The sequence below is a fragment of the Amycolatopsis sulphurea genome (assembly GCF_002564045.1).
GTDB classification, from domain to species: domain Bacteria; phylum Actinomycetota; class Actinomycetes; order Mycobacteriales; family Pseudonocardiaceae; genus Amycolatopsis; species Amycolatopsis sulphurea.
The window spans coordinates 596732-617998 of record NZ_PDJK01000002.1; the positions used below are offsets into that span (position 1 = coordinate 596732).

General features: G+C 68.8%; 19 protein-coding genes and 2 pseudogenes. 4 read left to right on the top strand and 17 right to left on the bottom strand.

Annotated elements, in window-relative coordinates; all coding sequences use genetic code 11:
* Position 1 precedes the first annotated feature (1 nt).
* The 4 genes from ATK36_RS08760 to ATK36_RS08775 all read right to left on the bottom strand — a co-directional run bounded on the left by ATK36_RS08760 (position 2) and on the right by ATK36_RS08775 (position 6250).
* Positions 2 to 799 carry an arginase family protein gene (locus ATK36_RS08760; protein WP_098510808.1) on the bottom strand — a complete coding sequence of 266 codons (798 nt, stop codon included), beginning with the start codon at positions 797 to 799 and terminating at the stop codon, positions 2 to 4.
* Between the two features lie 121 nt (positions 800 to 920).
* Positions 921 to 4298 carry a pyruvate carboxylase gene (locus ATK36_RS08765; RefSeq protein WP_098510809.1) on the bottom strand — a complete coding sequence of 1126 codons (3378 nt, stop codon included), beginning with the start codon at positions 4296 to 4298 and terminating at the stop codon, positions 921 to 923.
* A gap of 143 nt (positions 4299 to 4441) precedes the next feature.
* Entirely contained in the window at positions 4442 to 5335 is an 894-nt protein-coding gene (locus ATK36_RS08770; protein WP_245914527.1) for a S8 family peptidase, read from the bottom strand.
* A 456-nt stretch (positions 5336 to 5791) separates the two neighbouring features.
* A complete protein-coding gene (locus ATK36_RS08775) occupies positions 5792 to 6250 on the bottom strand; it encodes an erythromycin esterase family protein (RefSeq protein WP_245914528.1) in 459 nt (152 codons plus the stop codon).
* A gap of 16 nt (positions 6251 to 6266) precedes the next feature.
* On the opposite strand from ATK36_RS08775, the gene ATK36_RS33385 reads away from it, so the two are divergent.
* Entirely contained in the window at positions 6267 to 6413 is a 147-nt protein-coding gene (locus ATK36_RS33385) for a hypothetical protein (protein ID WP_245914530.1), read from the top strand.
* 111 nt (positions 6414 to 6524) lie between these two features.
* On the opposite strand, the gene ATK36_RS33390 is transcribed toward ATK36_RS33385, so the two are convergent.
* From ATK36_RS33390 to ATK36_RS08790, 3 genes are all read right to left on the bottom strand, one after another.
* Complete coding sequence (locus ATK36_RS33390) at positions 6525 to 6833, bottom strand: GNAT family N-acetyltransferase (protein WP_342752085.1); 309 nt, start codon at positions 6831 to 6833, stop codon at positions 6525 to 6527.
* 213 nt (positions 6834 to 7046) lie between these two features.
* Positions 7047 to 9200 (bottom strand): ATP-dependent DNA helicase RecG, encoded by a 2154-nt coding sequence (gene recG / locus ATK36_RS08785; protein WP_098510811.1) that lies wholly within the window; start codon positions 9198 to 9200, stop codon positions 7047 to 7049.
* Between the two features lie 2 nt (positions 9201 to 9202).
* Positions 9203 to 10786 carry a DAK2 domain-containing protein gene (locus tag ATK36_RS08790; protein WP_098510812.1) on the bottom strand — a complete coding sequence of 528 codons (1584 nt, stop codon included), beginning with the start codon at positions 10784 to 10786 and terminating at the stop codon, positions 9203 to 9205.
* Between the two features lie 136 nt (positions 10787 to 10922).
* On the opposite strand from ATK36_RS08790, the gene rpmB reads away from it, so the two are divergent.
* A complete protein-coding gene (gene rpmB / locus ATK36_RS08795; protein WP_091623274.1) occupies positions 10923 to 11114 on the top strand; it encodes a 50S ribosomal protein L28 in 192 nt (63 codons plus the stop codon).
* Between the two features lie 677 nt (positions 11115 to 11791).
* Here the strand turns inward: rpmB and ATK36_RS08800 are convergent.
* The 5 genes from ATK36_RS08800 to ATK36_RS08820 form a co-directional block, all read right to left on the bottom strand.
* A complete protein-coding gene (locus ATK36_RS08800) occupies positions 11792 to 12583 on the bottom strand; it encodes an alpha/beta fold hydrolase (RefSeq protein ID WP_098510813.1) in 792 nt (263 codons plus the stop codon).
* A gap of 72 nt (positions 12584 to 12655) precedes the next feature.
* Entirely contained in the window at positions 12656 to 13333 is a 678-nt protein-coding gene (locus tag ATK36_RS08805) for a uracil-DNA glycosylase (protein ID WP_098510814.1), read from the bottom strand.
* Positions 13334 to 13364: 31 nt separating this feature from the next.
* Entirely contained in the window at positions 13365 to 13895 is a 531-nt protein-coding gene (locus ATK36_RS08810; RefSeq protein ID WP_098510815.1) for a gamma carbonic anhydrase family protein, read from the bottom strand.
* A 14-nt stretch (positions 13896 to 13909) separates the two neighbouring features.
* Positions 13910 to 14371: a GNAT family N-acetyltransferase gene (locus ATK36_RS08815; RefSeq protein ID WP_098510816.1), complete on the bottom strand. Its 462-nt coding sequence runs from the start codon at positions 14369 to 14371 to the stop codon at positions 13910 to 13912.
* A 29-nt stretch (positions 14372 to 14400) separates the two neighbouring features.
* On the bottom strand, positions 14401 to 15360 hold the full coding sequence (locus ATK36_RS08820) for a thiamine-phosphate kinase (RefSeq protein WP_098510817.1): 960 nt from the start codon (positions 15358 to 15360) through the stop codon (positions 14401 to 14403).
* Positions 15361 to 15498: 138 nt separating this feature from the next.
* Here ATK36_RS08820 and ATK36_RS08825 point away from each other — a divergent pair, with 138 nt between their 5' ends.
* Complete coding sequence (locus ATK36_RS08825) at positions 15499 to 15732, top strand: Lrp/AsnC ligand binding domain-containing protein (RefSeq protein WP_098510818.1); 234 nt, start codon at positions 15499 to 15501, stop codon at positions 15730 to 15732.
* Positions 15733 to 15751: 19 nt separating this feature from the next.
* Positions 15752 to 16294: a DUF3515 domain-containing protein gene (locus tag ATK36_RS08830; RefSeq protein WP_211291838.1), complete on the top strand. Its 543-nt coding sequence runs from the start codon at positions 15752 to 15754 to the stop codon at positions 16292 to 16294.
* Here ATK36_RS08830 and ATK36_RS08835 read toward each other — a convergent pair.
* The 5 genes and pseudogenes from ATK36_RS08835 to ATK36_RS08855 all read right to left on the bottom strand — a co-directional run.
* A complete protein-coding gene (locus tag ATK36_RS08835; RefSeq protein WP_098510820.1) occupies positions 16275 to 17615 on the bottom strand; it encodes an MFS transporter in 1341 nt (446 codons plus the stop codon). The two genes, ATK36_RS08830 and ATK36_RS08835, sit on opposite strands and share 20 nt — an antisense overlap.
* 48 nt (positions 17616 to 17663) lie before the next feature.
* Positions 17664 to 18761, bottom strand: coding sequence for a D-alanine--D-alanine ligase family protein (locus ATK36_RS08840; RefSeq protein WP_098510821.1), 1098 nt, complete (start codon positions 18759 to 18761; stop codon positions 17664 to 17666).
* Positions 18762 to 18841: 80 nt separating this feature from the next.
* Positions 18842 to 20212, bottom strand: a complete 1371-nt coding sequence (gene pdxR / locus ATK36_RS08845; RefSeq protein ID WP_098510822.1) for a MocR-like pyridoxine biosynthesis transcription factor PdxR — start codon at positions 20210 to 20212, stop codon at positions 18842 to 18844.
* 98 nt (positions 20213 to 20310) lie between these two features.
* Positions 20311 to 20823, bottom strand: a pseudogene (locus tag ATK36_RS32100) (sensor histidine kinase); the annotation flags it as partial.
* A pseudogene (locus ATK36_RS08855) lies at positions 20817 to 21233 on the bottom strand (response regulator); the annotation flags it as partial. The pseudogenes ATK36_RS08855 and ATK36_RS32100, both read right to left, overlap by 7 nt.
* Positions 21234 to 21267 lie beyond the last annotated feature (34 nt).

The window sequence follows — 21267 nt, forward strand, 5'->3', positions numbered from 1 at the left end:
ATCAGCTCTTCATCAGCACCCTCCCCACTGCGGCCAGAATCGGTTCCAGAGCGCTGACTTCCGCACTCGCGCACTCGGTGATACCGGCGCCGACGACGTCCATTCCGGACAGTTCGTCGATTGCCTCGACCAGTTCGCCGATCGTGCGGCCGCCCGGCTCCGGACGGTTCAGCCCACCGAATTCAGCCGGGTCGAGGACATCCAGATCCAGGTGCAGGTAGACCCGGTCGGCGCCGGCCGAGCGCAGCGCGCCGACGACGTCGTCGGCCCGCACCGCGAGCCCGGCGGCGATGGCTTGTTCTTCCGCGGGATCGAGGGCACGGGTGCCGGACAGCACCACCCGGCCCGGAACGAGCGCGGGATCGGCGGCGAACTCCTCGTCGCCCTCACCGAACAACGAACGCAGCACCATGCCGTGGAATGCGCCCGAGGGCGAGGAATCCGCGGTGTTCAGATCCGCGTGCGCATCGAACCACGCGATGCCCAGCCCGGATCCGTAGCGGAACCGGGCGACGCTGACCGGGATCAGTTCCACGCCGCAATCGCCGCCGATGGTCAGCACCGGGCCTTCCGGTGCCTCGAGAGCGGCCAGGTGGGACTGCCGATTCGGGCCCGTGAGCGAGGTCCGATTGGCGATCCCGGCCACAACGCTGGACGGCGCGGGATCCTGGCGAACATGGTGCACCGGCCGGCCGAGTACATGCCCGGCCAGCTCGGAAAGCGCAAGACAACCGTCGATCAGGCCCCGGGCACGGGGACCGATCGCACCCTGCCACTGCGGCACCGCGTTGATCAGCATGCGATCGACGCTAGCGCGCCCACCCCCGTCAAGGCGAGCCCAAAATGTAGTGATGGGCCCTTTCGCTCCATTCCGGAGCGAAAGGGCCCATCACTACCGATAAAACTGGCGCGGCGGGGTGCTATTCGAGCACGATGAGGAGGTCCCCGCCCTCGACCTGCTGAACGGAGGTGATAGCCAGCCGACCGACCCTGCCCGCCACCGAAGCGGTGATCGACGCTTCCATCTTCATCGCCTCGATCGTCGCCACGGTCGCTCCGGCTGCCACCTGGTCGCCTTCGGCCACCTGCAGCGTCACCACGCCGGCGAACGGCGCGGCGATCTGCTTCGGGTTGCCCTTGTCGGCCTTCTCGGTGGCCGGAATGTCCGAGGCGATCGACCGGTCCCGGATCTGGATCGGCCGGAGCTGGCCGTTGAGCGTGGACATGACAGTCCGCATGCCGCGCTCGTCGGCTTCGCCGATGGCTTCCAGCTCGATGAGCAGCCGGACACCGGGTTCGAGGTCGACCGAGTACTCCTCGCCCGGCCGCAGCCCGTAGAAGAAGTCCTTGCTGGGCAACACACTGGTGTCGCCGTAGGCCTCGCGGTGGGTCAGGAACTCCTTGGCAGGCCCGGGGAACAGCAGCCGGTTCAGCGCGCCGCGCCGGTCGTCGGTCAGCTCCTTGTGGTCCTCTTCGGACAGTTCCACCACCGGCTTTGCGGCCGGTCGGCCTTCGAGTGCCTTGGTGCGGAACGGTTCCGGCCAGCCGCCCGGCGGGTCACCGAGTTCACCGCGCAGGAAGCCGATCACCGAATCGGGGATGTCGAACCGGTTCGGCTCGGCTTCGAAGTCGGCCGGGGAGACCCCGGCGCCGACGAGGTGCAGGGCGAGGTCGCCGACCACTTTGGACGACGGCGTCACCTTCACCAGGTGGCCGAGAATCCGGTCCGCCGCGGCGTACATCGCCTCGATGTCCTCGAAGCGGTCACCGAGCCCGAGCGCAATGGCCTGAGTGCGCAGGTTCGACAGCTGACCACCGGGGATTTCGTGGTGGTACACGCGGCCCGTGGGCGAAGCGAGGCCGGCCTCGAACGGCGCGTAGATCTTGCGCACGCTCTCCCAGTAGGGCTCGAGGTCGCCGATCGCCTGGAGGTCGAGGCCGGTGCTGTGCGCCGAATGGTCGGTGGCCGCGACGATGGAGCCGAGCGAAGGCTGCGAGGTGGTGCCTGCCATGGACGACACGGCGCCGTCGACCGCGTCCACGCCGGCCTGGATCGCGGACAGGTAGGTGGCCAGCTGGCCACCCGCGGTGTCGTGCGTGTGCAGGTGTACCGGCAGGTCGAATTCCTTGCGCAGCGCGGTCACGAGCCGGGCTGCGGCGGGAGCGCGGAGCAGGCCCGCCATGTCCTTGATGGCGAGGACGTGCGCGCCGGCGCCGACGATCTGCTCGGCCAGCTTGAGATAGTAGTCGAGGGTGTAGAGCTTTTCGTTCGGATCGGACAGATCGGAGGTGTAGCAGAGGGCGACCTCGGCGACGGCAGCGCCGGTTTCGCGGACCGCCTCGATGGCCGGGCGCATCTGCTCGACGTCGTTGAGCGCGTCGAAGATGCGGAAGATGTCGATCCCGGTCGCGGTCGCCTCCTCGACGAAGGCCGTGGTGACCTCGGTCGGGTAAGGCGTGTAGCCGACGGTGTTGCGACCGCGCAGGAGCATCTGGAGGCAGATGTTCGGCACGGCCTTGCGCAGCCTCTCCAGGCGTTCCCACGGATCTTCGGCCAGGAAGCGCAACGCGACATCGTAGGTCGCGCCGCCCCAGCATTCGAGGGAGAGCAGTTGCGGCACGGTCGCGGCGACGACCGGCGCCACGGCGAGCAGGTCCTTCGTGCGGACCCGGGTCGCGAGGAGCGACTGGTGGGCGTCGCGGAAGGTCGTGTCGGTGACGCCGAGCAGGGGCGATTCCCGCAGCCAGCGCGCGAACCCGTCCGGGCCCAGTTCGGTGAGCTTCTGCTTGGAGCCGTCCGGCGGGGTCAGGTCGGCGGGCAGCGTCGGCAGTTTGGTCGCGGCGTCAGGGGTACGCGGGCGTTCGCCGTGGGGACGGTTCACCGTCTGGTCGGCGAGGTAGGTCAGCAGCCGCGTACCTCGGTCGGCGGAATGTCGCGCGGTGAGCAGATGCGGCCGTTCCTCGATGAACGACGTGGTCACGCGGCCTTCGCGGAAGTCCGGGTCGTCGAGCACCGCCTGCAGGAACGGGATGTTCGTCGCCACGCCACGGATGCGGAACTCGGCGACGGCACGACGGGCCCGGCCGACCGCGGTGCGGAAATCACGGCCGCGGCAGGTGAGTTTCACCAGAAGCGAGTCGAAGTGGGCACTGATTTCCGTGCCGGAGAAGGCGGTTCCGCCGTCGAGCCGGATGCCGGAGCCGCCCGGGGAACGGTAGGCACTGATCATGCCGGTGTCCGGGCGGAAACCGTTCGCCGGATCCTCGGTGGTGATGCGGCACTGGAGCGCGGCGCCGCGGAGGTAGATCCGGTCCTGCGAGAGACCGAGGTCGTCGAGGGTCTCCCCGGCGGCGATGCGCAGCTGGGACTGCACGAGATCGACGTCGGTGACCTCTTCGGTCACCGTGTGCTCGACCTGGATGCGCGGGTTCATCTCGATGAAGACGTGGTTGCCCTTGCGGTCGAGCAGGAACTCGACGGTGCCGGCGTTGCGATAGCCGATCTGGCGGGCGAACCGCACCGCGTCGGCGCAGATGCGGTCCCGCAGCTCGGGGTCGAGATTCGGCGCGGGGGCCAGCTCGACCACCTTCTGGTGGCGACGCTGGACCGAACAATCGCGCTCGAAGAGGTGAATCACGTTGCCCTCACCGTCGGCAAGGATCTGCACCTCGATGTGCCGCGGTTCGACCACGGCTTTCTCGAGGAACACCGTCGGATCGCCGAAGGCCGATTCGGCCTCGCGTGCGGCGGCCTCGATGGACTCGCGCAGCAACGCCGGGTCCTCGACCCGCCGCATTCCGCGCCCGCCACCGCCGGCGACCGCCTTCACGAACACCGGGAAGCCGAGCTCGTCGGCCGCGGCGACCAGTTCGTCGATGTCGCTCGACGGCTGCGAGGAGCCGAGGACCGGAACACCGGCCTCCCGGGCCGCCTTCACGGCGCGAGCCTTGTTCCCGGTCAGTTCGAGGATGTCCGCCGACGGACCCACGAAGGTGATGCCCGCTTCTTCGCAGGCGCGGGCGAGGTCGGGATTCTCCGACAGGAAGCCGTAACCCGGGTAGATCGCATCGGCGCCGGCCTTCTTGGCGGCGGTAACGATCTCCTCGACCGAGAGGTAGGCACGGACCGGGTGCCCCGGTTCGCCGATCTCATAGGCTTCGTCGGCCTTCAGCCGATGCAGTGAGTTACGGTCCTCGTGCGGAAACACGGCGACCGTGCCCGCGCCCAGTTCGTAGCCCGCGCGGAACGCCCGGATGGCGATCTCCCCGCGGTTGGCCACCAGCACCTTGCGGAACATGCCCGGCCCTTCCCGTTGCGGATCGGTATCGTAGGCACGTTACCCGGTTTTTCCCGCTGTCCGGGAGCTGCCGTCCAAGTGATGGACATCATGCACACCGACCTGCGTGCATGATGTGTGCGCCACGGGCCGTCGCACAACAGTCACGCGCCAGCTGCAGGCAGCGTGCACAAAAGCCGGTTCGCCGTTCCGGAAGGAACGTTCTTGAGCAGATTCGGCGTCGCGGCTTGGACCAGCCCCGCGTTGACCATGGAAGGCGAAGCGTCCGGGTGCTCCGCCCGGTAGATCGCGGCGGCTCCGGCTGCCACCGCGGCGGCCATCGAAGTGCCGGACATCGTGCCGGAGGCGGGCGATCCGGCGAGTGGCGCGGGAACGTCGACACCGGGCGCGTACAGATCGATCGGTGTGCCGAAGTTGGAAAAGCTCGCGGCTTGATCCTGGACGTCACTGGCCCCGACGGTGAGCGCGTCGGCGGCCCTGGCGGGCGAAGTCTGCGCCGCGTCGGCGCTGCCTTCCCCGGCCGGGACGACGATCGGCATCACCGCGGCGAGGTCGCCGACCGCCTTGTCGAGCTGATCATTGGGCACGCCGCCGATGCCGAGCACGGCGACTGCCGGCTGGTGCGCGTTCTTCGCGACCCAGTCCAGACCCGCGATGATGGTGTCCGTGGAGCCGCCGCCGTCCTTGTCCAGTACCCGGACGGGAAAGATCTGCGCAGCCTTGGCGACCCCATAGGTGCGACCGGCGACGATCCCGGCGACCCGGGTGCCGTGACCATTGGTGTCCGAGGTGTCCGTGCCCTGGCCGAGAAAATCCTTGCCCGGCAGGACGCGGCCCTGCAGATCGGGGTGTTTGGCGTCCACGCCGCTGTCGATCACGTAGACGGTGACCTCCGCGGCGTCCGCATCGTAGTGGTACTTCTGGTCGAGCCCGCTTCGCTGATCGATCCGGTCGAGCGCCCAGCTCGGCGGATTGCCTTGGGTCCCGCCCGCCGCCAACGCCGGCGTCTGCACGCCGGTGACCAGCAGAAACGTCATAGTTGCCGAAAAAAGACCACGCGCCGCTCGGTTCCGCATGCCTGGGTCGTATCCCGGTCGCCATCGGGCGGCAACTCGGCGTCACACGATGGGCTGGTCCCGTGCCGGAAGCCGGTCGACCGCGCCGCACGAGCGGGGACACTGGGGTTGCTGCCCAGCGGATGGTGATGAAGTGAGAACGCGCTGTTGCCGTTGATCGGCACCTGATCGGCGCGAGGACATCGGTGATCAACCGGCCGATGTATCGGGCGCGCTGCATGACGGCTCCCTGTCGTGAGCGGTGCTTTGTGCCGTCGCGCATCGCGGGAATGCGGTGAAGCAGGCCGAGTCGCCGAGCCTCCGGTCCAAGCTTGCGTTCGTTGAGGGCTTCGCCCCTCGGCGGCGACTGGCAACTCCTGCGTGGTGAGGCAGGAGTATGGCTGGCTTGAGTGTCGTTGCCGAAAAACGGCGAAACGGCTACTGGCGCGGCACGTGGCTGCTGACTGACATGGTCGGCAGATAGACAAGCGCGTCGAAAGCCTGCACGACATCAACGGGTGTGAACAGGTGTGCATGCCGGATGCTCGATGGCCCTGGCTCGTCGTTCGCCCGGTGTTGCCGCAAATCGACCACGCAGGGACCCGCTCCCGCCAGAGCAGATTCGACGCTGCCGTCGACGGGTGCCGGCAACTCCTGCTCGAATACGCGGAAGCCGAGGCGTTCACCTTCATCGGGCACGAGGCCAGTCGTGGTCCCGGCGCCGGCGGTGAGCCCGAGAGCGAAGTACTCGCCGCCGAACTCTTCTGCCAGATGGACACCGGCTGACGGGAAGGCCATGTTCGGCATCGGCGAGAAGGGCATGCGCTGGAGGTGCCCGTTATGGGTCATCAGGATGATCTTCTTGTCGCCACCGTGAAGTTCGTCCAGGAGCTTCACGGTCGCCGCCATGTAGATGTCGCGCGACGAGCCTTGCAGCGCCGGAAGTCATGGCGGCCAGTTCGCGGAGATACATGTCGATACGGAGCGCGCCGATTGCGTGATGTTCGGCAATGGACTGAAGTTTCCGTTCGCTCCGTTGCCGATGGACTGGGGCCAGTGAGCGGAGATGGGCCACCAAAGAAGTCAGCGCCGTGGTGGCCGCGTCTGGGGACTGAGCTTCAACGCTCGGGAGTCAGCATTCACGACGCCCCCAGCACGAGGGCGCCCGGCCTCAGCTCCGGTCCCGCAAGGAGAATCGATACCGGACTTCCTCCAAGGTGATCCGGCCGTCCGCCACGGTGTCGATTTTCGTTCTCGGGTCGGGGGTCCAGCCGACGCGTTCGTAGAAGCGGCGGGCTCGGGTGTTGGTGGACAGGACCCACAGGGTGGCCGTGGCAAAAGTGCCCGCCAGGGTGGTCATCGCGTGGTCGTGCAAGGCAGTGCCCAGGCCGTGGCGCCAGGCGGTGGGGAGCAGGTAGATCGAATAGAGTTCGCCCGTTTCCGGAGACGCGTCGTCGTCTCGGCTGGGGGCCGGTGGCAGCGAAGCCGGCGATCGCCGAGCCCGGTCCGGACGTCACGAGGATCGCGCCGTCCGGACGGGGCTCGGCGAGGCGGGTGGTCCAGGTGCGCGTCGCCGATTCAATCGACAGGCCTTGCAGGAAGTCGGCTGGGAGAAGTCCTGCGTACGCGGCCTGCCACGAGCGTACGTGCACTTCGGCGATACCAGCGGCGTCGGCCTGGACCGCGGGGCGGATCAGCTCTTCTCCAGGAACTCGGCCCGTTCCAGGTCCACCACGTCGGACACCATCTGCGCTAGTCCGGGATGCGACGCCAGGGCCGAATCGGCGACCACGATCTCCTGCGCCTGTGTCCGCGCTTCGGTGATCACGTCCTCGTCCCGGAGCAGCGAAAGCAGCTTGAGGCCGGAGCGCTTTCCGGATTGCGCGGCGCCGAGAATGTCACCTTCGCGCCGTAGTTCCAGGTCCATGCGGGACAGTTCGAAACCGTCCGTAGTGGACTCGACGGCGGTCAGCCGTTCGCGAGTGGACGTACCGTCCAGCGCATCCGTGACGAGCAGGCACAACCCGGGCACGCTGCCCCGGCCCACCCGGCCGCGAAGCTGGTGCAGCTGGCTCACGCCGAACCGGTCCGCGTCGAGGATCACCATCGCGGTCGCGTTGGGCACGTTCACGCCGACTTCGACGACGGTCGTCGCCACGAGGACTTCGATCTGGCCTGCGCCGAAGGCCCGCATTACGGCGTCCTTCTCGTCCGCGGGCATCCGGCCGTGCAGCGCGGCGATCTTCAAGCCTTTCAACGCACCGTTCGCCAAATCCGGTGCCACGTCCAGCACAGCCAGTGGCGGCCGCTTGTCGCTCTTGTCCGACGGCGGCTCATCGCCGATCCGCGGGCACACCACGTACGCCTGGTGGCCCTTTCCGACCTCTTCGCGTACCCGTTCCCACGCACGGTCGAACCACGCCGGCTTCTCCGTCACGGGGACGACCGACGTCTTGATCGGCGAGCGCCCGACCGGCATTTCACGCAGCGCGGATGTTTCGAGGTCGCCGTAGACGGTCATCGCGACCGTACGCGGGATCGGCGTCGCGGTCATCACCAGCACATGGGGACTCGTCGAATCCGACCCGCGCGACCGGAGCGCGTCGCGCTGTTCCACACCGAAGCGGTGCTGCTCATCGACCACGGCGAGGCCGAGATCGTGGAACTGCACGGTGTCCTGGATCAGCGCGTGCGTGCCGACGACGATGCCAGCTTCGCCGCTCACAGTGTCCAGCAACGCCTTCTTACGTTCCTTCGCGCCCATCGAGCCGGTCAGCAACCTAACCCGGGTTGCGTTCTCGGCCGCCCCTAGCTCCCCCGCCATCCCCAGCTCGCCGAGCATCTCCCGCAGCGACCGCGCGTGCTGCGCCGCAAGCACTTCAGTGGGCGCGAGCATCGCGGCCTGCCGACCGGAGTCGACTACCTGCAGCATCGCGCGCAACGCGACCACTGTCTTGCCCGAGCCGACTTCGCCCTGCAGCAGGCGGTTCATCGGGTGTTCGGACGACAGGTCCGTCGCTATCTCCTCGCCGATCGCACGCTGCCCCGCAGTGAGGTCGAAAGGCAACCGCTTGTCGAACGCGTCGAGAATGCCACCGTCGTGGTGTGGGCTCGCCTTCGCCGGGCGAGACACCGCAGAGTGCCGACGCTGCGCGAAAATCAGCTGTACGGCCATAGCTTCGTCCCACTTGAGCCGGTGCCGCGCGCTCTCCAGATGCGCCCGGTCCTCCGGGCGGTGGATACCGCGCAGCGCGCGCTCCAACCCGATCAAGTGGTGCCGCGTACGCAGCTCCTCGGGCATCGGGTCGTCGCCGACCTCCAGTACGTCCAATACCTGCCGTACGCACTTCGCGATCGACCACGTCGGCATGCCTTGCGCAGCCGGGTAGACCGGGATGATCTCGGCCAGGAAGTTGTCCACGGCCTCCGCTTCGCGCTCGGCGTCGAGCAGCTCGTACTCCGGGTTGGCGAGCTGAAGCGTGTCCCGGAACGCAGTGACCTTGCCCGCGAACAGCCCGGTCTTGCCGGGCGCCAGCTCCTTCTCGCGCCACGCCTGGTTGAAGAAGGCGCACGCGAGCCGACGCCGGCCGTCCGTGATCACCATGTCGAGAATGGTGCCGTTGCGGGACTTCATCCGGCGCTTGCTGATCTTCTCGATCCGCGCCAGCACGGTCGCGTGCTCGCCCAGCTCCAGCCCGGCGATGTCGGTCAGCTCGCCACGCTCGGCGTATCGGCGCGGATAGTGCCTCAGCAGATCCGAAACAGTCTCGATGCCAAGCGCACCGGCCAGCGCTTTCGCCGTTTTCGCGCCCAGCAGCAGCGGAAGCTTGTCCTGCAACTCGGCCATCGCTATTCGACCCCCATCAGCAGCACTGCGTCACTTTGGCCACTGGCATAACTCGTCAACTCCACCTCGGGGTGCTCCAGCCGGAGCTGCGCGGCGAGGGCGACGGCCACCCCCGGCGGGGCGTCCGCACCGCCGAGCACGGTGACCAGCTCGCCGCCGAGCGCCAGCATCCGGGCGAGCACGCCCATCGCGGACGCAACGAGATTCGCCTCCGAAGCCGGTGCCGGTTCGATCAGCACCACCTCGTCGTCGACCAGGCCGAGCACGTCGCCGGACTGCGCCCGGCCCACCCAGGTTAGCGACTCCTCCCGGGCGATCCGAAGCTCGCCACGCCTGGTCGCGGCGGCGGCCTCGGCCATGGCGACCACGTCGTCGTTCACCCGGCGGTCCGCATCGTGCACCGCGAGCGCGGCCAGCACCTGCACCGGCGACGCACACGGGATCACGACCACTTCGCGATCACCCACCATCGGATGGCCTGCCGCGACGTTGGCGGCCACAGTCAGGTCGGGACCGCCCGGCAGCACGATCAGGCGTTGCCCGGCGACTTCGTTGAACAAGCCGATCATGTCTTCGACGCCGGGCGTCTCGTCCTCGGGCACAGCCAGCACCGCGAGCCCTTCGGCCCGCAACAGCTCGGCCAGAGCGCCGCCGCGGACCACTGCGACCACCGAACGGTCCAACCCGCCACCGGGTTCGATCGGCGTGGGCGTGATCAATGGCTCGACACGGATGTGCCGGGGACGGCCCAGCTGGAGCCCCGCTTCGATAGCGGCACCGATGTCAGCACAGTGCACGTGTACAGCGTGACTGCCCGAACCGTCGCCGGCCACGGTGACGCTGTCTCCGAAACCGCTCAGCTCCTTGCGAAACGCCGGTAGACGGTCTTTGTCGACGCCGTCCAGCAGGTACATCACTTCCCACGCGTACGGCTGCGGCTCGGGCGTACGTACGGCTTCCAGGTCATGCGTGGGCTGCACTGCTTCGCCGGTGATCACCGCAGCGAGCGCATCGAGGACTGCTACGAGGCCACGTCCCCCTGCGTCCACCACACCGGCCTTCGCGAGGGCGGGCAGCTGTCGCGGAGTCTCTTCCAACGCCGCAGCAGCGCTGAGAGCGGCAGCGTGGGCAACTTCGGCGAGCGCACGTGTATCTCCGCGTACGGAAGCGGACACGGCGTGCAACACAGTGAGCATCGTTCCGGCGACCGGGCGGCTAACCGCCCCCGTGGCGACCTCGTCGGCATGGCCGAGCGCGGCGGCGAGACCGGCGCCGTCGAGATCCACGCCCCCTTCAGCCCACTCCGCGATCCCGCGTACCACCTGCGACAGGATGACCCCGGAGTTGCCCCGCGCATTCCGGACCGCGCCACGCGCCAATACGGCCAGCGCGGTCGCGGCCTCCGTGGCTTCGGCGCCGGCAAGAGCCTCGTACGCGCCGGTCATGGTGTACAGCAGGTTGGAGCCGGTATCGGAGTCCGCGACCGGGTAGACGTTTATGCCGTCGATCGCCGGGCGCAATGCGGACAGGCTGCGCACACAGGCCCCCGCCCAGTCCGACACCGCCGCCGCGTCGAGCACCTGCACGCCGTAACCTCCTCGCTGGTCCCCGCGAGGGTATCGACCCCGCGGCGAGACCCCGGAGACCACTGGCTTACTATGGTCGAGTTGCCCGGCGCGTTCGGGTACGCATTCTTTGTCCCAGTATCCAGAGGAGTTCGACGTGGCTGCCGTGTGCGACGTCTGTGGCAAGGGACCCGGCTTCGGCAAGTCGGTCTCGCACTCCCACCGGCGTACCAACCGCCGGTGGAACCCGAACATCCAGACTGTGCACGCCAAGATCGGCGTGTCCCAGCGCAAGCGCCTGAACGTCTGCACGTCGTGCATCAAGGCGGGCAAGGTCGTCCGCGGCTAAGCGACGGACGACAAAGGGTGGCGAGTGCTCGTGGAGGGCACTCGCCATTTTTGTCGTCCGGTGTCTTACGAGGGTCGAACCCCCGTGCCCCCGCTAGGGGCGAGCCCCCTGGACCCCCACGGTGGTCGGCCAGGCACGAAGGTCACCGGCTTGTGGTCGTTTGGAGCCCAGTGGTCGCCGAAACGGTGGTCACAGGGGCGGTGGTCACCAGGTTGTGGTCGGCCAGTGGCCCATGAGTGTGGTCGCCCGGTGTGGACGTGACCAGGGTGAGTTGCGGGGCGGTGGTCGTCAGGGAGTCGCCAGCCAGTGGCCACTGGGCCGCGATCGCCGAGTACCGACGCTGACCAGGGTGAGTTGCGATGCGTTGGTCACCAGGGGGTCGCCGGTCAGCGGCTACTGGGCCGTGGTTGTCGGGTGTCGACGCTGACCGGCGCAAGTCGCGGGTGGCGGTCGCCAGCCAGTGGCTACTTTGCCCTGGTCGTTGGGGGTCGACCCTGACCAAAGATGAGTCACGATCCGGTGGTTGCCAGTCAGTGGCTACTGGGCAGTGGTCGTGGGGTGTCGCGCAGGCCCGGGTGAGTCACGATCCGTTGGTCACCAGGGGGTCGCCGGTCAGTGGCTACTGCTCGTGTGTCGCGCAGGCCCGGGTGAGGCGCGGGGCGATGGGCGCCAAAGGGTCATCTTAAGAAGGTGGTCAGCAGCTCGCGCAGGGATTCGGGTGCGCTGAGTACACCGTGATCCTGGTTGGGCACTACCTCGTGTCGGCCGTGCGCGACGGCGTCCGCGACGGCTGCGGCGGAGGTCGCCATCCACCCCTCGCCTGCGCCGCCGGACAGCGACAGCACCGGGACCGTGATCGCGGCGAGGCGATCGGCGGGCAAGTGGTTGCCGGGGCCGCAGACCGCCAGGTCGTAGGGCAGGGTGTGGGCCAGGCTCACGAACCAGTCCCACACCGGCGTGTTCCGCATACTGTCCACAACAGCCGCCGGAGCGCCGGTCCCCTCGGTCAGGAACAGCTCGACCGCGCCGTCACGGTCTCCTTCTGCCAGCAAGGCGCTGATGCGCTCGGCCAGGTCCTCGCCAGGGCGCGGCCGCGCGTCGCCGACGATGAACGGCGGCTCGTACACGGCGAGCTTCGTGACCGGCAGTCCACGAGCGGTGGCTTCGAGTGCCAGGATCGCGCCCGACGAGTGGCCGAACAGCGCGGCCGAACCGCCCACCGCTTCGATCAGCGAAGCAACGTCGTCGATCTCGCGCTCGACGGTGTACACCGAAGCGTCGCCGCTGCCACCTCGGCCTCGCCGGTCAAAGGCGACGGCCTGAAAGCCTGCTTCACCCAGCGTCGCGGCCAGCGCTGCGACCGTGGTGCGGTCGTTCACCGCACCACCGACCAGCAGGACCGGAGAGCCGACGCCATAGGTGTCGAAGGCGATCGAAGTGCCGTCGGCGGAAGTGACGGTGGCGGTCATGGCTGTCCTCCTGGGTTCGGGTTCGTTCTCACCTACGAGGTCGAAGCCGCGTACCCGGAACGGACACGCCGATCAGGGCAGTTTCCACTCCACCGGTCCGGCGCCCTGCTCGGTGAGCAACTGGTTCGCGCGGCTGAACGGACGCGAGCCGAAGAAGCCGTTGTGCGCCGAAAGCGGGCTCGGGTGCGCCGATTCGAGGCACGGCACCGAGCCCAGCATCGGCCGCAGGTTACGCGCGTTGCGCCCCCACAGAACGGCCACCAGCGGCCCACCACGAGCGGCGAGTGCCTTGATCGCCTGCTCGGTCACCTGCTCCCAGCCCTTGCCCTGATGCGAGTTGGGCTTGTGCGGCTGCACCGTGAGCGAACGGTTGAGCAGCAGCACCCCCTGATCGGCCCACGGGGTCAAGTCGCCGTTGGCGGGCAACGGATGACCGAGGTCCTCGGTGTACTCCTTGTAGATGTTGATCAGGCTCTTCGGGATCGGGCGCACGTCCGGCGCCACCGAGAAGCTCAGCCCGACCGCGTGCCCGGGCGTCGGATACGGGTCCTGGCCGACGATCAGCACCCGTACGTTCTGGAAAGGCTGTTGGAAGGCGCGCAGCACATGCTCACCCGCCGGCAGGTACGTGCGGCCTGCCGCGATCTCGGCGCGTAGGAACTCCCCCATCGCGGCGACCTGCGGGGCCACCGGTTCGAGGGCCTGCGCCCAGCCTGCTTCGACGATCTCATGCAGCGGTCGTGCGGTCACGGCCCACGAGCCTAGCGCGACGTACGCGAAGTCACCGTAGCGGGTCGAGACGACGCAGCTCGGATCGGAAGAGCGCGCCGCGGTGTACGTACGAATCGACGACCCGCGCGATCTGCTCGGCGGAGAAGGACTTGTTCGGCCGCACCTTCGCGGGTACGCCCAGCGCGATCTCGCCGAAACCCACGTACGCGCCGTACGAGAGCACAGCGCCCGCGCCGACCATGCCGCCGTCCTCGATCACCGTTCCGTTCAGGACCACCGAACCCGACCCGATGAGACAACCCGTGCCAATCGTCGCGCCTTCAACGTGTACAGCGTGACCGATCGCCGACGACGGCCCGAGGATCGTCGGGTGCCGCGAAGTGCAGTGCAGTACGCAGCCGTCCTGCACGTTGGAGTCTTCGCCGATCTCGATATACCCGTGGTCCCCGCGCAGCACCGCCTGTGGCCACACCGACGCACGCGGGCCGATACGCACATCGCCGATCACTGTCGCATCGGGGTGCACGTACGCGTCCGGGTGGATCGTCGGTTCGCAATCACCAAGTGCGTAGATGGCCAAATCCGGTCCTTCGGTCAGTCACGGGCGAGGTTTTTGCCGTAACAACGGCTTTCCACCTGATCACCGTAGAGGCCGAAGGCCGGGATCTCGTGATAGTCCGATGAGAGATAGAGCGCAATCGCCTCTGGCTGCTTGGTACCCGTCTCCAGTACGACGCGTACGGCGCCCGCCGCCTGCGCCGTGCGCTCTAGTTCGGCGAGCATGGCCCTGGCGACTCCCCTGCCGCGCGCGGACTCCACTACGTACATCCGCTTCAGTTCGACTTCTCCAGCACCCTCGTGCGTACGCCAACCTCCGGAAGCCACTGGCACCCCATCGAGGTAGCCGACCAGAAACAGTCCTTGCGGCGGTGCAAACTCCGCCACGGCGACCGGCGTCTCGTCCTGGTTGCCGTACCGGCGTACGTACTCCTGCTGTACCTCGGCTGACAGCTTGGCCGCGTCAGGATGGTCGAAAGCGACGGTACGAATCTCCACGGCGCCAGCGTAAGCGGCTCCGGGAACCCTTACTGCTGCCAGTGTTCCCAGCCGCCCGGACGGCCGTATTCCTCGCCGTCCACGGTCACCCCGGAGCCGGGCATGGTCACCACGCCGATCTTTCGCCAGCCCTCGGGCAAATCGTCGAACGGCGGGAAGGTGGCGACCAGCGCGTGGTCCTCGCCGCCGGTGAGCACCCAGGTCAACGGGTCGGCGCCGAGCGCGCTGCCGACCTCCTGCAGCCGCGTGGAAACCTCCAGCAGACCGGTCTGCACGTCGAGACCGACCTCGGAGGCGTCCGCGAGGTGCGCGAGATCGGCCAGCAGACCGTCGGACACGTCCAGCATCGCGGTCGCGCCGGCGAGCGCGGCCTGCGGGCCGGCCTCGTACGGCGGTTCCGGGCAGCGCTGGGCGTTCACCACCCCGACCGGAGAGCGGAATCCACGACGCAGCACGGCGAGCCCGGCCGCGGCCCAGCCCAGCCGCCCGGCCACGGCGAGCACGTCCCCGGGCCGCGCACCCGCCCGGGTGACAGGCTCCCGGTCCTCCAGGTCGCCCAATGCGGTGATACTGAGCACGAGCTGATCGGCACTCACCAGATCCCCGCCGGAGACCCCGACGCCGGCGCGAGCCGCCTCGGCCCACATCCCGTCCGTGATCTCTGCCACGACCTGCGCGGGAGTGTCCGGCGGGCAGGCGATACCGACCAGTACCGACGAGGGTTTCGCGCCCATCGCCGCCACGTCGGCCAGGTTCACCGCGACTGCTTTGCGCCCCACCTGCGCCGGGCTCGACCAGTCGAGCCGGAAGTGCACGCCGTGCACGAGCACGTCGGTGGTCGCGACCACCCGTCCGTCCGGCGCGGCGAGCACCGCCGCGTCGTCGCCGGGCCCGAGCAGGGTGGACGCCGGCTGCCGGCGTCCTCCGGTGATCCGCCGGATCAGCGCGAATTCGCCCGTCCCGGCCACCGAGCCGTCTTCCGGTGACACCGGTCACCTCCGCTTCCTCTAGGCCGTCGTCAGCTCGACCACCGACAGTCGGATCCCCTAGGTTTTTCCCGGGTCCGGCGCTAGTTTGCCTACACCGTTCCTACCCGCACACCGCTCGTACCGACGAAAGGGCACGCCGTGGTCCATGCATACATCCTGATCCAGACCGAGGTCGGCAAGGCGGCCGCGGTGGCGGCGGAGATCGCCGACGTGCCCGGGGTGACCACGTCCGAGGACGTCACCGGTCCCTACGACGTGATCGTGCGTGCCACCGCGGAAACCGTGGACCAGCTGGGCCAGCTCGTGGTCGCGCGGGTGCAGAACGTGGAGGGGATCACTCGCACGCTGACCTGCCCGGTGGTGCATCTCTGAGCCGTGGTGCACTGGTGCGGTGGCAGACACCGACACCGGAGCACCGCCGAGGGTGGTGCTCGTCACCGCGTCCGTGCTCGTGGTCGCGCTGGCCGTCGCGGTCGCCGTCTTCGCGCTGACCCGGCCGGACGCCGAGGCCGGTCCGGCTCCGGACGGGCCGCTCCCGCTGGTCGCCGTGCCCGCCCCGCAGGCCGCCGAGGCCGGCTGCACCACGCTGGTGGACGCCGCACCGGCCACGCTCACCTCCAACGGCAGGCAGCTCGCCCGGCGGCCCCTCGCCGATCCGGCGCCGAAAGCCACCGCCGCCTGGGGCACCGACGATCCGGTGGTCCTGCGCTGCGGGCTCGAACGGCCCCCCGAGCTGACCCGGACCGCGCAGCTGCGGGTGATCAACGGCGTGCAGTGGCTGGAAGTCACCCAGGACCAGGCGGCCACCTGGTACGTGGTCGACCGCGAGGTCTACGCCGCGCTCACCGTGCCGGGTTCGGCGGGAACCGGGCCGCTGCAAACGATCTCCGACCTCGTCACGGCGAAACTGCCGGTCAAGCCCGTGCGGTTCTAGCCGCGATCGTCTCCAGCGATTCGCCGGTGGTGCGCGGGCCGAGCACCAGGACATCCACGATCAGCAGCATCATTGCGCCCGCGACCACGGCGAACATCGTGCTCGCCCCGGCGGACCGCAGAATCGGCAGCAGCACGAACGGCATCGCCGCGGTGGCCAGCCGGGACAACGCGTAGGCCGAACCGGCCGCGGTGCCGCGCAGCGAGGTCGGGAACAACTCGCCCTGGTAGGTGTGGAAGGCGTTGGAGAACACGTTGCTGACCGCCGTGTAGCCGAAGCCGGACACCGCGATCAGCACCCCGGAAGTGGCGTAGCCGAAGGCGAGCCCGAACATCGCCATCCCGGCGGCGCTCCCGGCGATCAGCCATTTGCGCTCCATCCGCTCGATGATCGGCACGGACAGCGCGGAACCGATCGGGTAGCCGAGGAACGTCAGCGCACTGAAGGTCAGCGACGAGACGAGGTCGAATCCCTTGGCCGCCAGCACAATCGGCACAAGCGAGCCGAAGCCGTAGTAGCCGAACGACTGCAGCAGCTGAAAGACGTACAGCATCGTGGTCCGGCGTACCCACGGTGGGCGCAGCAGGGCGGAGGCCCGCACCGGTTCCGGTGCGGGCGGCTCCGGGGCCGGTTCGGGCAACGGCTGGGGCGCGCTTTCCTCCAGCCGGCGCACGATTTCGTCGGCCTCGGTCACGCGGCCGCGGGCGGCAAGCCAGCGCGGCGACTCCGGCAGGGTGAACCTCAACGCCCACACGACTGCGGCGCCCAGCGCGCCGATCACGAACAGCCACCGCCAGCCTTCGACACCCAGCGGCGTGTGGCCGACCAGTGCGCGGGCGAGGAATCCGGCCGCGGGCACGCCGCAGAAGCCGATCGTGTAGGCCCAAGCCGTTGCCCGGCCACGGGCGCGCGCGGGGAGCAGATCGGCGAGGTAGGCATCGGCGATCGGCAGTTCGGCGCCGATGCCGATGCCCGCGACGAACCGGCAGGCGACGAGCATCCACACGTCCGTGCTGAACGCGCCGAGCAGCGTGAACACGGAATACAGCCCGAGGGTGAGCAGGAACGCCCGGCGCCTGCCGAGCCGGTCGGCGAGCCTGCCGAGGAACACCGCGCCCAGGAACGCGCCGACGAACGCCGAGGCGAGCACGTACTTCAGGGTCTCCGCAGTGACGCCGAACTCCTTGCTCAGCACGGTGCTGATGGTCGCCGCGAGGAAGAGGTCGTAGAGGTCGAAAAAAGTGGCCACGCCTACGACTGCGACGAAGTACCGGTGCCGGCGGGTGACCGGGAGCCGGTCGAGCCGGGATGCGATCCGCACGTGCTGCCTCCTGCCCGCGGCGCCGGGCCGGGCCTGACGGTAGAGCGGTCAGCGAAGTCCGGTGCCCCGGGCGAGCGCGGTGTCGACGAGGGTGCTCAGCAGCGTCGGGTAGTCCACGCCGGTGACCGCCCACATCTTCGGGTAGGCGGATTTCGTGGTGAACCCGGGCATGGTGTTCACCTCGTTGATCACCAGTTCGCCGTCTTCGGTGACGAAGAAGTCGACCCTGGCCAGGCCCTGGCAGTCGAGTGCGCGGAAGGCGTCGACGGCCATCCCGCGCAGGCGCTCGGTGAGCGCGTCGCCCAGCTTGGCGGGGATGTCCAGCTCGGCGTCTTCGCCGAGGTACTTGGTCTCGAAGTCGTACCAGGCGTTCTCGCCCTCGGCGAGCACCCGGATCTCCGCGGGCAGCGAGGCCTCGACCCGGCCGTCCGGGAATTCGAGCACCCCGCATTCCACCTCGCGCCCGGGCACCGCGGCCTCCACGAGCACCTTCGGGTCGACGCGCCGGGCCAGCTCGATCGCAGCGTCCACATCGGACCAGTCGGTGACCCGGGAGATGCCCACCGACGACCCGGCCCGAGAAGGCTTCACGAACACCGGCAGGCCGAGGCGCTCCCGATCTTCCGGGGTCACTGTCGACTGTCCGCGACGAAGCGCGGCGTACGTGCCGACTGGCAGACCTTCGGCGGCAAGGAGCTTCTTGGCGTACTCCTTGTCCATCGCCGCGGCGCTGGCGAATACGCCCGGCCCGACATACGGGAGTTCGGCCAGCTCCAGGAGGCCCTGGATGGTGCCGTCCTCGCCGAAGGCGCCGTGCAGCACCGGGAACACGACGTCCACCTCGCCGAGCACCTCGGTCGCCTTGCCAGCGTCGACCGTACGCAGCTCGCGGCTGGTCGGGTCGCCGGCGAGCACGAGGGAGCGCCCGCTCTCCACGGACGGCAGCTCGCGGCCCTGGATGCTCAGCTGCGCCGGATCGCCGGTGCCGAGCACCCAGCCACCCTGCGGAGTGATGCCGACCGGCAGCACCTCGAAGCGGTCCGGGTCCAGGTTCGCGAGCACGCTGCCCGCGGACAGGCACGAGACGGTGTGCTCACTGCTGCGCCCGCCGAACACGACCGCCACCCGGGTTTTATCCGCACTCATAGCCGGTCACGGTACTCGGCGATCTCCGCGACCCCGCGCCGGACCGGGGTGGGACGGCCGCCCGAGCGGCGAGTGACCGGTCAGCTCAGCAGCTGCACCAGCCTTGGCAACGCGGCGATCAGAGCTTCTCTCGAACAGCCCCCGTAGCCCAAGGCGATGCCGTACGCGGTGGGCGTGCCGGCGAAGTGGCGGGACAGGCCGTCGAGGCGGATGGCGTGGCGTTCGGCGGCGGCGATGCGCCGAGCCTCGTCTTCGGGGCTTTCCGTGGGCACGACAAGGTGCGCGCCGGCGTCGTCGCCGAGGACCGGGACGGCCGCCGCAGATAGCGCTTCGGCCAGCAGGGTTCGGCGTACGGCCAGTTCTCGGCGAAGCCGACGCAGGTGCCGGCCGAGGTCGCCGGCCCTCGCTAGTTCGACAAGCACGCGTTGCCCGGCCGGGGATGGACGGGTGCCGGTCAGATCGCGGTAGGCGAGTATGGACTCCGCTACTCCTGCGGGCGCCACGAGCCAGCCGGCGCCAAGCGTCGGGGTGAGGATCTTGCTCGTCGTGCCGAGATGCACTACGACGTCCGGGGCGAGCGCAGCCAGCAGCGGCAGCGGAGCGACGTCGAAACGCAGCTCGCCGTCGTAGTCGTCCTCGATCACCAGCATGTTCTCGGCACGGGCACGTTCGACAAGCTGTACGCGGCGTGCCGCGCTCATCCGGCTGCCCATTGGGTACTGGTGCGCAGGTGAGCAGTACACCGCGCGCGCACCTGCTGGGATGGCGTCGGGGCGCATGCCTTCTTCGTCGACCGGAACACCCACTACGGTCAGCCCGGCTTGACGGAATGCCTGTACGGCGCGTTGGTACCCCGGCTCCTCGACAGCGACCACTGAGCCACGACGTACCACTGCGGCGGCCAGTTCGACCACAGCCGAAGTGGTGCCTCCTGTCGCCAGCACCGAGCCTGCCGCCAGCCCACGGTGTCGCAACAAGTGCTCGTACACGATCGCGCGGTACTCGGGGAGCCCGGCGCGGTGCGCGCGTGTCAGCGGTTCCGGGTCGGCTGCCGCGCGCCATGCACGTCGCCACGCGGCGCGGTCTACCCCAGCCGCCCACGGCGCGCCCGGTGTGAGGTCGAGTATTGGTGCCGCGTCTGCTTCGGCGACGAGTGAATCCGGCGGTACGACCGAAGCCGCGGCACGCGTCGGCGGAGTAGTGACGTAGGTACCGGAGCCGTGGCGGCCCGCGATCCACCCTTCGGCGTGCAACTGCTCGTACGCGGCCGACGTGACGGTGCGCGAGACGCCGAGTCGCTCGGCCAGCGCGCGGGTGGACGGGAGCCGATCACCGCCTCGGAGATGCCCACCGGCGGCGGCCTCGCGCAACGCGTCAGCCAGCTGTACAGCGAGTGGTGTGCCCGACGTCCGGTTCAGGCTGACGGGCAACGCAGTGTCGGCGTACGACACGGCTGACCTCCGTTCGAACTCCAAGTAGCCTTCTCGAGTGTAGAAGAAGTGGACGTTCAACAAGGCCACTTGGGTGCCAGACCACGTGCGCGGCCGCGTCAGCGAGGCAATCGCGCTATGGATGTCGTACGGCCCGGTCGGCTTTCCACGCTGACCGTGCCGCCGTGTTCCACCACTAGCGACTGCACGACGGACAACCCGAGTCCTGTTCCACCGGCTGCCCGCGTACGAGAGTTGTCGACCCGGTAGAAGCGGTCAAAGATCCGCTTTTGGTCTTCGACCGTGATTCCCGGGCCGGAGTCGGTGATCTGCACGACGGCTGTACTGCCTTCGACGGACAGCGACAGCTCCACTGCAGTGCCCTCTGGGGTGTGTGCGGCCGCATTGGCCAGCGTCGGCGGCGGGTTCGGTCAGGTCCATGCGCTCCGGACGCACGGGTTGTTCCGCGTCGTGTGAATCGAGGCGCGCGAGCAGCAGGAGGTCGTCAACGAGCGTGCTCATTCGTGCTGTCTCGGCGCGGATTCTCGACAAATGTGCTTCGCGTTCCTCCGGCTCGTTGGCGGCGCGTACTGGAAAAGATCGGCGTAGCCGCGAATCGACGTCAACGGTGTACAGCCGCACGCGCGCGTTGCGGCTCCACACCCGACGTACGCCGGAGTACTGCGCGAAGCCGTGCCATCAGCTCCTCCACCGAGAACGGCTTCACGAGACAGTCGTCGCCACCGCGCGTAAGCCCGGCCACACGGTCGGCCGTCGCGTCCTTCGCGGTGAGGAAGACCACTGGCACCGGGCCGCTCTGCTCACGCAGCTTGTCGAGCACCGTAAAGCCGTCGAAATCGGGCAACATCAAGTCCAGCACGACGATGTCGGGCTGGAAATCGGCGGCGCGTGTGAGCGCTTCGGCGCCCGAGCCGGCGGTCACGGCTTGCCAGCCTTCGTACCGCGCGACCGTCGCAACCAGGTCGGCGACATGCGGCTCGTCGTCGACGACGAGCAACCGCACCGTATTCGAGTCTCGCACCCCACCATCCTCCGTGACGCGCGCGCGAACGCGC